Raw genomic sequence first — 13,328 nt, 5'->3', positions numbered from 1 at the left:
AGAACGACCCCCGTCTGAGAACTCCACGAAGTGCGGAGTGGTTCACTCTGCCACCGCGTGGGACCCGGGTCGCCAGACTAAACGAGGATGTAGTAAATGCTGGCATCGCAGCATCGCAGCGTACTTGATGTCCTGAAGGGGTTGCTCGCCGAGAGTGGCGCGGGGAACGGCCGGTTGGTGCTGGTCAGTGGGGGGCCGGCGAGCGGGAAGACCGAGTTGCTGCACGAGTTCTCGCGGGTCGCGGCCACCTCCGGCGCGTTGCTGCTCAGTGCCACCGGGTCCCTGGGGGAGAACACCCTGCAGGCGGGCATGATCGACCAGTTGTTCCACGGCGCGGGGCTGCCGCCGGAGGTCTCGGACCAGGTGTCACGGCTGATCCGGCGGCACACCGTGACACCCGGCGCCACCCGGCACGCCGAGGCCGAGGTCGTCCGCGAGATAGGCGATGTCCTGCTGGAGCTGTCCAGGGAGCGCCCGGTGGTCGTCGGCGTCGACGCCGTCCACCTGGTGGACGGCCTCTCACTCCGGCTGCTGCTCTATCTGTGCCGCAGGATAAGCTCCGCCCGCATTCTGCTGATCATGAACGAGTGGGATCTGCCGCAGTCCACGGTCCCGTCCTTCTCCGCCGAGGTCACCCGAGGGTTCCACCACCGGATCTGGCTGACCCCGCTGTCGGTCGGTGACATCGCCGAGGTGCTGCCCCCGCCGATGGATCCGGCCGCCGCCGTCGCGATCCACCGGCTGAGCGGCGGGAACCCGATGCTGGTCGACGCCCTGATCGAGGACCGGCGCGCCGACCCCGACGACCCGGTCGCCGCCGGGGCGGCGTACGCCCAGGCGGTGATGGCGTGTCTGCACCGGTGGGAGCCGGAACTGCTCCGGGTGGCCCGGGCCCTGGCGGTCCTGGGGGAGCCGAGCTCCGCCGGGCTGACCGGCGGCCTGGCGAAGATCAATCCGAAGGCCGCCGAGCGGGCGGTGGAGGTCCTGACCGAGGCGGGCCTGCTGGCCGACGGCTGGTTCCGGCACCCGGTGGCCGCCGCGGCGGTGCTGGACGGCATCGGCGCCGAGGAGCGTTCGTGCCTGCACGTCCGCGCGGCCGTGCAGCTGTACCGGCGCGGGGTGTCCACCACGAAGGTCGCGGGGCATTTCGTCGCCGCGGACCGGGCGCCGGAGGACTGGGCGACCGGGGTGCTGCGGGACGCGGCCGAGCAGGCGCTGGCCGGCAACGAGGTGGCCGTGGCCGTGCAGTGCCTGGAGCTGGCCCTGCGCTCGGTCCGCGACGAGGGCGAGCGTCTGGTGATCACGAAGGTGCTGGTCCGGGCGCTGTGGCGGGTCAACCCCTCGGCGGCCGCGCCGCATCTGCCGCTGCTGCGGGAGGCCCTGGAGAAGGGATGTCTGTTCGGCCAGGACGCGGCGGCCGTGGTGCGGCACTCGCTGTGGAACGGCGACGTGCAGACGGCGTCGAGGGCGATGGAGGCGCTGACCGCGACCCCTGACCTGCTGAACGTGCAGACCGCCGCCGAGCTGCACCTCACCTACCAGTGGTTCTACGGGACGTCGCGGGGTCCGCACGGAAGGTTCGACACCGCCTCCGCCTGGGGCGACGAGGCCCGCAGGATGACCTCGATCTGGACGCACGGCGACGGCGAGGTGGCGCTGGTGAGCGCCGAGAACATCCTGCAGAGCTGCCGGCTCGGCGAGACCACCCTGGAGGTGGTGGCCATCGCCGTGCTGACCCTGATGTACGGGGGCAGGACGGAGCGGGCCACCCACTGGTGCGACGAGCTGATCGACGAGGCGGTCCGTAGCGGCGCGCTCACCTGGCAGGCCGTGCTCGGTGCGGTTCGGGCCGAGATCGCGTTCCGGCAGGGGGAGGTGGTGGTCGCCGCGGCCAGGGCGGAGGCCGCCCTGGAGCTGATGCAGGCGCAGAGCTGGGGCATCCTGATCGGCTACCCGAGGTCGACGCTGCTGCTGGCCCACACCGCGATGGGGCAGTACGAGGAGGGGGCCGAGCTGCTGCAGCAGCGGGTGCCCGACGAGATGTTCGCGACCCTGATCGGCCTGCGTTACCTGCACGCGCGCGGTCACTACTACCTGGCCACCGATCGGGTGCTCGCCGCGATCAGCGACTTCCAGACCTGCGGCAGGCTCATGCAGGACTGGGAACTCGACCGGCCGATGCTGGTTCCCTGGCGCAGCAATCTGGCCGAGGCGAACCTCCGGCTCAGCCGCTGGGGGGTGGCCCGCGACCTGGTGACGGAGCAGATGGAGCGGCTCAAACCCATCGACCTGCGGACCCGGGGCATCTCCCTGCTGATCCTGGCCGCCGCCAGCGGGCTGGCGCGGCGCACCGAGCTGCTGCGCGAGGCGGCGGAGTGCCTGCGGACGGCGGGCGACCGGCTGTTGCTGTCCCGGGCGCTGGCCGATCTGGGCGCGGCCCTGCAGCAGCTCGGAGAGGCCGACGAGGCCAAGCCGCTGATCTGCCGGGCGATGCGGGAGGCCGAGATCTGCCACTCCGGCGTGATGCCCCTGCGGCTCGGCAGGAGCTGGACCACCGGCCCCGTTCTGCCGGACGCGGGGGAGCCCGCCGAGGAGCCGAACCCGCTGGGGCTCAGCGACTCGGAGTGCAGGGTGGCGGAGCTGGCCGCGCTCGGGCACACCAACCGGGAGATAAGCCGGACGCTGCACATCACGGTGAGCACCGTCGAACAGCATCTGACCCGCGTCTACCGGAAGCTGGGAGTGAAGAGCCGGGCCGATCTGCCCCCGGAACTCGCGCCCCCCGACCGGCGGGTGTCCGCCAGGCCACCCGATACGGGATCGAGGGCCAGGCCGGGCATGCGGGGAATCGCACAGTGAACAGTCTGCCAATCCCAGGAGTCACCTATGCCAGTCACGTCGTCGTGCCGGATCTGCTCGGGCACGGTTCGCGAGTTCCTCGACTTCGGAAGGCAGCCTCTCTCCGACGCGTTCGTGACGCCTGAGGACTTGGCGGAGGAGTTCTTCTTCACCCTCGCCGTGGGGATCTGTGAATCGTGCACGATGGTGCAGCTCATGGAGGAGGTGCCGCGTGACCGCATGTTCCACCAGGGCTATCCGTACCTCTCCTCGGGCTCGGCCGTCATGCGCGAGCACTTCCAGGCGATCGCCAAGCGCTTCCTGGCCACCGAGTGCACCGGCCCCGACCCGTTCATCGTCGAGCTCGGCTCGAACGACGGCACCATGCTCGGAGTGATCGCCGAGTCGGGCGTCCGGCACCTGGGGGTGGAGCCGTCCGGCGGGGTGGCGGACCTGGCCGCGGCCAAGGGCGTCCAGGTGCGCAAGGACTTCTTCGAGGAGGAGACCGCCGCCGACATCCTCGCCGACGAGGGACCGGCCGACGTCATCTACGCCGCCAACACCCTGTGCCACATCCCCTACATGGAGTCGATCCTCCGCGGGGTCGACACGCTGCTGGCGCACAGCGGGATCTTCGTGTTCGAGGACCCGTACTTCGCCGACATCCTGGAGCGCACCTCGTTCGACCAGATCTACGACGAGCACTTCTTCTTCTTCACGGTCCGCTCGGTCCAGGAGATGGCGCGGAGATTCGGATTCGAACTCGTCGACGCGGAAAGGCTCCCCGTGCACGGCGGCGAGGTCCGCTACACCCTGGCGCGCCCGGGGGCGAGACCGGTGAGTCAGGCCGTGACCGACCTGCTGGCCGAGGAGAGCGCGGCCGGGATCACCGAGCCGGCGACGCTCGCGGGCCTCGCCTCCAGGGTCGAGCTCATCCGCGAGCGGTTGCCGGCGCTGCTGGGCGAGCTGCGGGAGCGGGGCGAGCGGGTCGTCGGATACGGCGCCACCGCCAAGAGCGCGACGGTGACGAACTACTGCGGCATCGGCCCCGAGCTGGTCCCCTTCGTCTGCGACACGACCGTGGGCAAGCAGGGCAGGCTCACCCCGGGGGCGCACATCCCGGTACGGAGCCCCGAGGCGTTCCGCGACCCCTACCCGTCGTACGCGCTGCTCTTCGCCTGGAACCACGCGCAGGAGATCATGGAGAAGGAGAAGGAGTTCCGCGAGGCGGGCGGCAAGTGGATCCTCTACACCCCCGAGGTGCACGTTGTCTGACCGACCGTTGCTCGTGGTCCTGGGCGCCTCCGGTTTCGTGGGCTCCGCCCTCGTGGCGGAGCTGGTCCGGCGCGACGTCCGGCTGAGGCTGGTGGCACGGAGGCCCGCCGTGGTCGGCTCGGGCCACCCTGCCGAGATCGAGATCCGCACCGCGGACCTCACCGTCGAGGGCCAGGTCGCCGAGGCGATCGCCGGCGCGGACGCGGTGATCAACCTGTTGCTCTACACCGGCGGCGACGGGACCTGGCGGGCGGCGGAGGACGAGTCGCCGGGGGAGCGGGTGAACGTCGGCGTGGTACGCGACATCGTCTCGGCCCTGCGGGCGGAACGCCGGGACGGCCCACCCCCCGTGGTCCTCTTCCCCGGCTCGACCTCACAGGTCGGCCCGAGGACGGAGGCCAGGGTCGACGGCACCGAACCGGACGCCCCGGTGACCGCCTACGACCGGCAGAAGCTGGCCGCCGAGCGGGAGCTGAAGGCCGCCACGGAGGAGGGCCTGCTGCGCGGGATCACGCTCCGGCTCGGCACGGTGTTCGGCGGCCGGGTCTCCCCGACCGCCACCGACCGGGGGGTGGTGACCACCATGGCGCGCCGCGCGCTGGCGGGTGAGCCGCTGACCGTGTGGAACGACGGGAAGGCCGAGCGCGACCTGCTCTACGTCGAGGACGTGGCCGGCGCCTTCCTGGCCGCGCTCGACCACGCCGACTCCCTCGCGGGCCGGCACTGGCTGGTGGGTACGGGCGGCGGTCGCAGCGTCCACGACATCTTCACGACCATCGCGGAGACCGTGGCCGCACGCACGGGCGCCCCGGCGGTCCCGGTCGTCTCGGTGCCGGCGCCGCCGGACGCCACCGGAATGGACTTCCACAGCGTCGTCGCCGATCCGGTCGCCTTCCACGCGGTCACCGGATGGCAGGCCCGGGTGCCGTTCCGCGAGGCGCTGGAGCGCACCGTCTCCTCGCTGATCCGCGGTGACGAGGTGCCGCTCTGACCCGACCCCTATCTTGCTCGCGGGCGACCCCTACCTTGTTGACCCCGCCCCGGCGGCCCGAGCATGCTGGACCGCGCTCCGTGAGCGTCCGTCATCCTTGACCGATTGGCGACTGTTGTGACCGAACACCCCCCGGCGGCGCAGCCGTAATGAGATCCCGCGCGCTCGCCGTCACCGGCGCTTTCGAATTCACTCCCGAGGTGTTCCCCGACGAGCGGGGCCTCTTCGTCTCCCCGTTCCAGGAGGCGGCGTTCGTCGAGGCGGTCGGGCACCCGCTCTTCCCGGTCGCGCAGACCAGCCAGAGCGCCTCGGCGCGCGGTGTGCTCCGCGGGATCCACTTCACCCTCGCCCCGCCGGGGACCGCCAAGTACGTGCACTGCGCGCGGGGAAGCGCGCTGGACATCGTCGTCGACCTCCGGGTCGGCTCCCCGACGTTCGGGGTGTGGGACCAGGTGGTGCTGACCGGTGAGAGCTTCCGCTCGGTGTACTTCCCGCCGGGGCTCGGCCACGCCTTCGTCGCGCTCCAGGACGACACCGTGATGTGCTACCTGCTCTCGCAGCGGTACCGGAAGGAGAACGAGCTCGCGCTCTCGGCGCTCGACCCGGAGATCGGGCTGCGGCTGCCCGGGGACCTGGCGCTGACCAGGTCGGAGCGGGACCTGGAGGCGCCCACGCTGGCGGAGGCGCGGGCGCTCGGCAGGCTGCCCGACTACAAGGAGTGCCTGCGGATCGAGGACACCTTCCGGCGGGTGTGACGGCGGCGTGCGCGGGCCGGCCCCCGGGCCGCGGCCCTGGGAAGATGAGATCTCGTATCAAGGGAGCCAGCATGGCCGTATCCCCCCGGCGGCAGACTCGTTCACCGTTGCAGGTGCGGCTCGCGGAATCCGTGCTCTCCCCCGGCGGGTGGTTCGCGACACTCGACGAGTTCCACCGATGGCTGTCCGAGACGGCGAGCCGTGCGTACATGAACGTGCGGAAGGTGCCGTTGAACGGGCTGTCCGGCTGGGAGGTGGAGCGGCACACCGGGAACATCCGGCATCGGACCGGAAAGTTCTTCAGCGTCGAGTGCCTGGACGTCCACGTCCCCGGCCGGACGGTCTCCCACTGGTCCCAGCCGATCATCAACCAGCCGGAGATCGGCATCCTGGGCATCCTGGTCAAGGAGATCGACGGGATCCCGCACTGCCTCATGCAGGCCAAGCACGAACCGGGCAACCACAACGGCCTGCAGCTCTCTCCCACCGTGCAGGCCACCCGGAGCAACTACACCCGGGTGCACCGGGGCAGGCCGGTCCCCTATCTCGACTACTTCCTCGACACCTCCGGCCGCGAGGTGATCGCGGACATCCGCCAGTCCGAGCAGGGCGCCTGGTTCTACCGGAAACGCAACCGGAACATGATCGTTGAGATCACCGGGGAGATCGAGGTCGCCGAGGGCTTCTGCTGGCTGACCCTCGGCCAGCTGCACACCCTGATGTCGGTGCCGGACCTGGTGAACATGGACGCGCGGACCGTGCTGGCCTGCATGCCGTTCTCGGGGGCCGGGCTGACGTCGGCCCTGATGTCGGCCCTGACCTCGGCGCCGTCCGCGGAGCCTGGCGACGGGTTCCGCGCCGCGCTCGTCCGCTCCTGTGATCCGGGCGAGGCCGGCCCGCACACCATGGGGGAGGTGCTGAGCTGGATCACCGACATGCGCACCAGGACCGACCCGCGGGTCAGCCTGATCCCCCTCAACGAGGTGCGGGGATGGCGGCGTACGGACGAGCTGATCTCCCACGAGACCGGCCGCTACTTCGACGTCGTCGGGGTGAGCGTGGAGGCGGGCGGGCGCGAGGTCGGCCACTGGGACCAGCCCATGATCGAACCTTCCGGGACCGGGGTCATCGCGTTCCTGGTCGGGGAGATCGACGGAGTGCTGCACGCCCTGGTGCACGCGCGGGTCGAGCCGGGCTACGCCGACGTGGTGGAGCTGGGGCCGACCGTGCAGTGCACCCCGGAGAACTACGAGCACCTGCCCGCCGGGGCCCGCCCGCCCTTCCTGGACGAGGTGCTGGGGGCCGGCCCCGGGCGCGTCAGGTTCGAGACGATCCTGTCGGAGGAGGGCGGGCGCTTCCACCGCGCCCGCAACCGCTATCTCATCGTGCACACCGACGCGGCCGCCGGGATCGACCATCCCGAGTACCGCTGGCTGAGCGTGTCCCAGCTCGGAGAGCTGCTGCGGCACAGTTTCTATCTCAACATCCAGGCGCGCAGCCTGCTGTTCTGCCTGACCACCCTGACTACAACGCCGCCAGCACCTCTCGCAGCGCGCTGATCACCCTGTCCTGGACGTCGGCGGGCAGGGACGGGTACATCGGCAGCGAGAAGATCTCACCGGCCAGTTCCTCGGTGACCGGCAGGCTGCCCCTGCGGTAGCCGAGGTGGGCGAACCCGGTCATGGTGTGGACCGGCCACGGGTAGCTGATGTTCAGCTGGATGTCGTACGCCTTCAGCGCCTCGATGATGTCGTCGCGGCGGGGGTGGCGCACCACGTAGACGTAGTAGACGTGGTCGTTGCCCTCGGCGAGCGCGGGAAGGACGAGTTCGGTGTCGCCGAGGCCGTCGGCGTAACGGGCCGCCACCGCGCGCCGGTCGGCGATGTACCGGTCGAGCCGGCGCAGCTTGCGGCGCAGGATCTCGGCCTGCAGCTCGTCCAGCCTGCTGTTGTGGCCGGGGGTCTCGACGACGTAGTAGGTCTTCTCCATGCCGTAGTAGCGCAGCCTGCGCAGGTTCCGCTCGACCTCGTCGTCGGAGGTGAGCGTCGCGCCGCCGTCCCCGTAGGCGCCGAGCACCTTGGTCGGGTAGAAGGAGAACCCCGCCGCCTTGCCCATCGACCCCGCGACGCGCCCGTGGTGGCGGGCGCCGTGCGCCTGCGCGCAGTCCTCGAAGATCATCAGGTCGTGCCTGGCCGCGAGCCGCTCCAGCGGCTCCATCTCGACGCACTGGCCGTACAGGTGGACCGGCAGGAGGCATCGGGTCCGCTCGGTGACGGCGGCCTCCACCTGGGCGGTGTCCATCAGCTGGTTCTCCCGGTGCACGTCCACGAAGACCGGGGTCGCGCCGATCGCGTCGATCGCGACCACCGTCGGCGCCGCGGTGTTGGAGACCGTGATCACCTCGTCGCCGGGGCCGATTCCCATGGCCTGCAGCCCCAGCTTGATCGCGTTGGTGCCGTTGTCGACGCCGACGCAGTGCCGCACCCCGTGGTAGCCGGCGAACTCCGTCTCGAAGGAGCGGACGCTCTCGCCGAGGACCAGCTGCCCTGACCGGAACACCGTCTCGACGGCGTCCATGATGTCCTTCTGCTCGCTGTCGTATTCCCGCAGATAGTCCCAGACGCGCGTGGTCATCGCAGTCCCTTTCTCGAAAGCTCGGCTCAGCATAATGACCGGCGGGAATCGGGGGAGCCCCTGTATCCAGGCGGAAACCGCCACTCTGGGGGGTGCCGCACGGGGGGTTAGGGGTTACCCCTAACCCCCCGTGCGGCACCCCAGTCTCCGTCACCGGTCATTGCGGGCGAATGGCGGCCCGGGTAGGGTGGCGCTCTTTTCTCGTTGTCGCGCGGTGAACCCGATCCCGGGCGGGGGCGCCCGCGGAAGACGGTTAGGGGTGTTGCCCCAAATGGGCCCTAACTAGCATTGCCGACAGGTCGCAGTGACTGATTTGTCGCCGATGGGCTAGTTCTTTTTGCCGCGAAATCAGTGCTTATCAGATCAGACATCCCAGAGAGACAGGATTCTCCAAGATGGCGAAACATTTCCTCTTCATGGTTCATCCCGACCACGGTCACGTGATCCCCAACCTGGCCGTGGTGACGGAACTGGTCCGCAGAGGAAACCGCGTCTCCTATCTGACCGGAGACATGATGGTGGGCATCGTGGAGGAGGCCGGCGCCACCGCGCTGCGCTACGACTCGAAGTACCGGGACTCGGACTTCCTGAACCTGGCGCGCGACCCGCTCTACCTGCTCTCGGTCCTGCTCGACGAGAGCGCGGACATGCTGGCGGCCCTGGAGTCCTACCCGGCCGACGACCTCCCCGACATGATCGTCTACGACACCTCCATTCTCTACGCGGGGCGCATCCTGGCCAGGAAGTGGAACCGGCCCGCGACCCAGCTGATCCCGATGTTCGCGTCGAACGCGAACTTCTCGTACCTGAACGCGATCTACAACTCCGACGGGGCAGAGCAGTCCATGCCGAACTGGGTGGACGACATGTTCGCCCGGATCAGCGCCCTGTCCGGCGCGCACGGGGTGGACGTCCCGCCCGCGGAGCTGTGGTGGGAGATCCAGGACTTCAGCATCATCAACATGCCGCGGTCCTTCCAGTACGTCGGTGACAGCTTCGACGAGCGGTTCGCGTTCGTGGGGCCGTGCCTGGGCGAGCGGAACTTCCTGGGTGAGTGGCGGCCGCCGGCCGGCGGGCTTCCGGTCGCGCTCGTCTCGTTCGGCGCGGTCTTCAACGAGTACCCGGACTTCTTCCAGATGTGCGTACGGACCTTCACCGGCGTTCCGTGGCACGTGGTGATCACGGTCGCGGACGGGATGGACCCCGCGGACCTGGGCCCGCTGCCCCCCAACATCGAGGCGCATCGGTGGATGCCGCACCACAAGGTGCTCCAGCACGCCTCGGTGGCCGTCACCCACGGGGGCATGGGCACCGTGATGGAGGCGCTGCACTCCGGCTGCCCGATGGTGGTCGTCCCGACCTCGTCCATCGACGCGGTGGCCGCCCGGCGGATCGAGGAGCTGAACCTCGGCCGGTCCATCCCGCCGGAGGAGGTCACCGGGGAACTGCTGCTCCAGGCGGTGCTGGAGGTGGCGGGCAGCGAGGTCATCCAGCGGTGCACGGGGGAGATGCAGAAGGATCTGCATGCCTCGGGCGGCACCCTCCGGGCCGCCGACGAGCTTGAGAAGTACCTGATGCGGATCCAGTGATGGGCGGACCACTCGAGTTTCGGATCATGGGACCGCTCGGGGTGTTCAGGAAGGGCGAGGAGCTTCGGATCGGCGGTCCCCGGGAGCGCGCGATCCTGGCCAGCCTGGTGCTGAACGCCAACCGCGTCGTCGGGGTGGACCGGCTGATCGAGGCGGTGTGGGGCGGGCACGCCCCACGGAGCGCCCGCGGGCAGATCGCCATCTGCGTGTCGCGGCTGCGCAGGGCGCTGGGGGACCGGGCGGACGACGTCATGACGTCGAGCCCCGGTTACCTGCTCAGGGCGGCCCCCGAGCAGATCGACAGGCTCCGCTTCGACGACCTCGTGGCGCGGGCGCGACGGCAGGCCGCCGGGGGAGACCGGGAGGGCGCGATCACCGTCCTGCGGGACGCGCTCGCCCTGTGGCGGGGGACCCCGTTCGAGGACATCCACAGCATGCGCTACGACGCGGCCCGGCTGCGGGAGTCACGGCTGGAGGCGATCGAGGCCTGCCTGGAGCTGGAGCTGGAGCTCGGCAACCACCTCAAGGTGATCGCGGAACTGGTTCCGGTGGTGGAGGAGCACCCGCTCAGGGAGCGCGCCCGGGCGCAGCTGATGCTGGCCCAGTACCGCTCGGGGCGCCGCGCCGAGTCACTGCGGACCTACCAGGAGGGCCGGCGGCACCTGGTGGAACAGGTCGGGCTCGAACCCGGCCCGGAGCTGAGACGGCTGCACGACCAGATCCTGCGGGACGAGTCCGCGCTGATGGAGGTGCCGGAGGTACGGCGGGCCGAGGAGTTCGTCCTCCCCTCCCAGCTGCCCCCGCAGACCCTGCCGTTCACCGGGCGCACCGCGGAACTCGCCGTCCTGGACGACGCGCTCCGCTTCTCCCCGGAGACGACCGGGCCGGGAACGGTGGTCGTGACGGGCCTGGGCGGCTTCGGAAAGACCGCGCTGGCCCTGCGGTGGGCGCACCGCAGGATCGCCCAGTTCCCCGACGGGCAGCTCTTCGCCGACCTGCAGGGGGACGAGGGCGCGGCGGCCCTGACCCCCGGTGTCGTCGCCGGCCGTTTCCTGCGGGCGCTCGGCGTGGCCGGCCACGCCATCCCGGAGGATCTCAGCGAGAAGCTGGCCCTGTACCGCAGCAGGACGGCGCGCCGGCGGCTGCTCGTCGTGCTGGACAACGCCCGCGACAGCGCCCAGGTCATCCCCCTGCTGCCGGGCGGCGCGCACTGCCGGGTGATCGTCACGAGCCGGGATCCGCTCGACGAGCTCGTGGCCCGCCAGGGCGCGCACCGGGAGTTCGTCCGGCCGCTGGGGTTCGAGGAGTCCAGGGCGCTGGCGGTGATGCTGGTCGGCACCGCCAGGATGGAGGCCGAGCCGCAGGCGATGACCAGGCTCGCGGCCAGTTCCTCGGGATGCCCGCTGACCCTGCGGATGGCGGCGGCGCGGCTCTGCTCGGGGTCCTACCGGGGATCGGCCGACGAGCTCGCCGGCCACGACGGCTACAGCCTCGCCAGGATGGTGCCCAGGGCGTCGGTCAGCGCGTTCGCCGACGCCGCCGCGCCGGGGGAGCGCCAGCCGACGTGACCGTCGGGGCGGATGAGCACGGCTCCGGCGGTGCCCACGCCGAACTCCTCCGCCCACGTCGGTGAGGTGAGCTCCGCCGAGCCGTCGGCGGAGATCTCCAGGGCGGTGACGGCGACCCCGGTGTCCTGGGCCGCCTGCTTGGCGGCCTGCGCCCAGCCGGTGCCCGCGGGCGTCATCAGGGTGAACGAGCCGCCCAGCAGGTCCAGGGTGGAGACCCGGCCGCCCCGCCGGGACAGCCAGACGTGGGGCATGCGGTGGCCGGGGCGGGCGGTCGGCACGTAGGTCCGGTAGGGGTCGGCGGGTTCCGGGGCGGGCGTCCCGTCCGCGACGACGGCGGCGGAGTCGTAGTGGAAGCCGAGCACCAGGCCCTCCGAGCTGCGCCGGCCCGCCTGCTGGTCGATCGACTCCTGCATGGTCAGGCGGCCCTCCATCATCTGGAAGGTGATGAGCGCGTTGTTCAGGCTCTCGGTGACCGTACGGTCGGAGATCGGGCGCCGCTCGGGCGTGTAGGTGTCGAGCAGGCCGGCCCCCGCGGTGCCCCGGAGCACGGCGGCGAGTTTCCAGCCGAGGTTGTGCGCGTCCTGGATGCCACAGTTCATGCCGAACCCGCCCTGCGGGGTGGACACGTGCGCGGCGTCCCCGGCGAGGAAGACCGGGCCGCTGCGGAACTCGTCGGCGACCACGGCCTGCTGGAGCCAGGGCATGATGCCCACGATGTTCACCGCCAGGTCGGGGATGCCCGCCGCGGACCGCACCGCCGCGACGCAGACCTCCTCGGTGAAGTCGTCGGGGCTGCCGCCGTTCGCCGGGTCGTACCCGGTCTGGATCATCCACCGGCGCTGGTTGTCCACCGCCTCCACCGCGCACGGCGGGTTGCTGAGCAGGAAGTAGAGCGCGGCCTGGCGATCACGGAGCAGCGGCCCCAGGTCGGCGTCGAACATGACGCTGATCATGTTGCCCAGCGGGGGAGGGCCGGTCATGGCGATGCCGAGCGCGTCCCTCGTGGTGCTCCGGCCGCCGTCGGCGGCCACCAGGTAGCGGGCGCGGACCCCGCGGCGGACCCCCGCGGACTCGATCGTCGCCTCGACGCCGTCCGGGGTCTTCCGCATCTCCGTCATGGTCGTGCCGAACCGGACGTCGGCGCTCGGCTGCGCCTCGGCGAGCGCGCGCAGGATCACCTCGAAACGGTCCTGGGCGCAGATGTAGGTGTAGGTCGGGCTCTGCGGGGCGTCCTCGTGCAGGGGGGCGACCGCCCGCAGGAAGTCGTCGTCGGTCAGCGACGTTCCGACGCCCACCGCCAGGGTCTCCTCGCGGGGCAGTCCCGCGCGCTCGACCTCGTCCTGAATTCCCCACGCGCGGACCAGTTCCATGGTCCTGGTGGAAATGAGGCGGGCCTTGGGAAAGAGGGAGGTTTTCTGGTGCCTTTCGACGAGCAGCGAGGATATTCCGTACCTCGAAAGCTCGATCGAGGCGGACAGGCCGACCGGGCCGCCTCCGACAATCAACACCTCGACATCGAGCTCGTCCATGGCGTCAGCGTTCCGCACCGCTGTTATCAGCGTCAATAGCCGGATATCCGGATGATATCGGGCTGAAAACCGCCTTCAGTAGCCTCTCCCCTTGTAAGTGGACGATCAGATCGGCTCCCTTTCACCTCACCACTGACACCCTGGAGACG

9 protein-coding genes are annotated in these 13,328 nt (G+C 70.6%); 7 read left to right on the top strand and 2 right to left on the bottom strand.

From position 1 onward, the window contains the following. The first annotated feature begins 96 nt into the window (after nucleotides 1-96). The 5 genes from ACFQVD_RS18940 (at nucleotide 97) to ACFQVD_RS18920 (ending at nucleotide 7,418) form a co-directional block, all read left to right on the top strand. A complete protein-coding gene (locus tag ACFQVD_RS18940; RefSeq protein WP_343964518.1) occupies nucleotides 97-2,859 on the top strand; it encodes a LuxR C-terminal-related transcriptional regulator in 2,763 nt (920 codons plus the stop codon). 27 nt (nucleotides 2,860-2,886) lie between these two features. Further along, entirely contained in the window at nucleotides 2,887-4,113 is a 1,227-nt protein-coding gene (locus ACFQVD_RS18935) for a class I SAM-dependent methyltransferase (RefSeq protein WP_343964521.1), read from the top strand. Continuing rightward, the gene (locus ACFQVD_RS18930) at nucleotides 4,106-5,104 is read left to right on the top strand and encodes an NAD-dependent epimerase/dehydratase family protein (RefSeq protein WP_343964523.1); all 999 of its coding nucleotides are present in this window, start codon (nucleotides 4,106-4,108) and stop codon (nucleotides 5,102-5,104) included. Before ACFQVD_RS18935 ends, ACFQVD_RS18930 begins: the two co-directional genes overlap by 8 nt. Before the next feature lie 149 nt (nucleotides 5,105-5,253). Next, nucleotides 5,254-5,859, top strand: a complete 606-nt coding sequence (locus tag ACFQVD_RS18925) for a dTDP-4-dehydrorhamnose 3,5-epimerase family protein (protein ID WP_343964525.1) — start codon at nucleotides 5,254-5,256, stop codon at nucleotides 5,857-5,859. Nucleotides 5,860-5,930: 71 nt separating this feature from the next. Continuing rightward, a complete protein-coding gene (locus tag ACFQVD_RS18920) occupies nucleotides 5,931-7,418 on the top strand; it encodes an NDP-hexose 2,3-dehydratase family protein (protein ID WP_343964527.1) in 1,488 nt (495 codons plus the stop codon). Here ACFQVD_RS18920 and ACFQVD_RS18915 read toward each other — a convergent pair. Further along, nucleotides 7,384-8,493, bottom strand: a complete 1,110-nt coding sequence (locus tag ACFQVD_RS18915; protein WP_343964529.1) for a DegT/DnrJ/EryC1/StrS family aminotransferase — start codon at nucleotides 8,491-8,493, stop codon at nucleotides 7,384-7,386. The two genes, ACFQVD_RS18920 and ACFQVD_RS18915, sit on opposite strands and share 35 nt — an antisense overlap. Before the next feature lie 395 nt (nucleotides 8,494-8,888). On the opposite strand from ACFQVD_RS18915, the gene ACFQVD_RS18910 reads away from it, so the two are divergent. Next, nucleotides 8,889-10,082 (top strand): macrolide family glycosyltransferase, encoded by a 1,194-nt coding sequence (locus ACFQVD_RS18910; RefSeq protein ID WP_343964532.1) that lies wholly within the window; start codon nucleotides 8,889-8,891, stop codon nucleotides 10,080-10,082. Continuing rightward, nucleotides 10,082-11,650 carry an AfsR/SARP family transcriptional regulator gene (locus tag ACFQVD_RS18905; RefSeq protein ID WP_343964534.1) on the top strand — a complete coding sequence of 523 codons (1,569 nt, stop codon included), beginning with the start codon at nucleotides 10,082-10,084 and terminating at the stop codon, nucleotides 11,648-11,650. Before ACFQVD_RS18910 ends, ACFQVD_RS18905 begins: the two co-directional genes overlap by 1 nt. Here ACFQVD_RS18905 and ACFQVD_RS18900 read toward each other — a convergent pair. Beyond that, nucleotides 11,566-13,179 (bottom strand): FAD-dependent monooxygenase, encoded by a 1,614-nt coding sequence (locus ACFQVD_RS18900; protein ID WP_343964536.1) that lies wholly within the window; start codon nucleotides 13,177-13,179, stop codon nucleotides 11,566-11,568. The two genes, ACFQVD_RS18905 and ACFQVD_RS18900, sit on opposite strands and share 85 nt — an antisense overlap. Nucleotides 13,180-13,328 lie beyond the last annotated feature (149 nt).

The sequence above is a fragment of the Streptosporangium amethystogenes subsp. fukuiense genome (genome assembly GCF_042665875.1).
GTDB classification, from domain to species: domain Bacteria; phylum Actinomycetota; class Actinomycetes; order Streptosporangiales; family Streptosporangiaceae; genus Streptosporangium; species Streptosporangium fukuiense.
This window is presented reverse-complemented; position numbering and strand designations above follow the sequence as displayed.

Bases quoted from the DNA above. Each gene is read 5' to 3' on its own strand.
- ACFQVD_RS18910 (WP_343964532.1), top strand. From the start codon at position 8,889: ATGGCGAAACATTTCCTCTTCATGGTTCATCCCGACCACGGTCACGTG.
- ACFQVD_RS18920 (WP_343964527.1), top strand. From the start codon at position 5,931: ATGGCCGTATCCCCCCGGCGGCAGACTCGTTCACCGTTGCAGGTGCGG.
- ACFQVD_RS18905 (WP_343964534.1), top strand. From the start codon at position 10,082: ATGGGCGGACCACTCGAGTTTCGGATCATGGGACCGCTCGGGGTGTTC.
- ACFQVD_RS18940 (WP_343964518.1), top strand. From the start codon at position 97: ATGCTGGCATCGCAGCATCGCAGCGTACTTGATGTCCTGAAGGGGTTG.
- ACFQVD_RS18900 (WP_343964536.1), bottom strand. From the start codon at position 13,179: ATGGACGAGCTCGATGTCGAGGTGTTGATTGTCGGAGGCGGCCCGGTC.
- ACFQVD_RS18935 (WP_343964521.1), top strand. From the start codon at position 2,887: ATGCCAGTCACGTCGTCGTGCCGGATCTGCTCGGGCACGGTTCGCGAG.
- ACFQVD_RS18915 (WP_343964529.1), bottom strand. From the start codon at position 8,493: ATGACCACGCGCGTCTGGGACTATCTGCGGGAATACGACAGCGAGCAG.
- ACFQVD_RS18925 (WP_343964525.1), top strand. From the start codon at position 5,254: ATGAGATCCCGCGCGCTCGCCGTCACCGGCGCTTTCGAATTCACTCCC.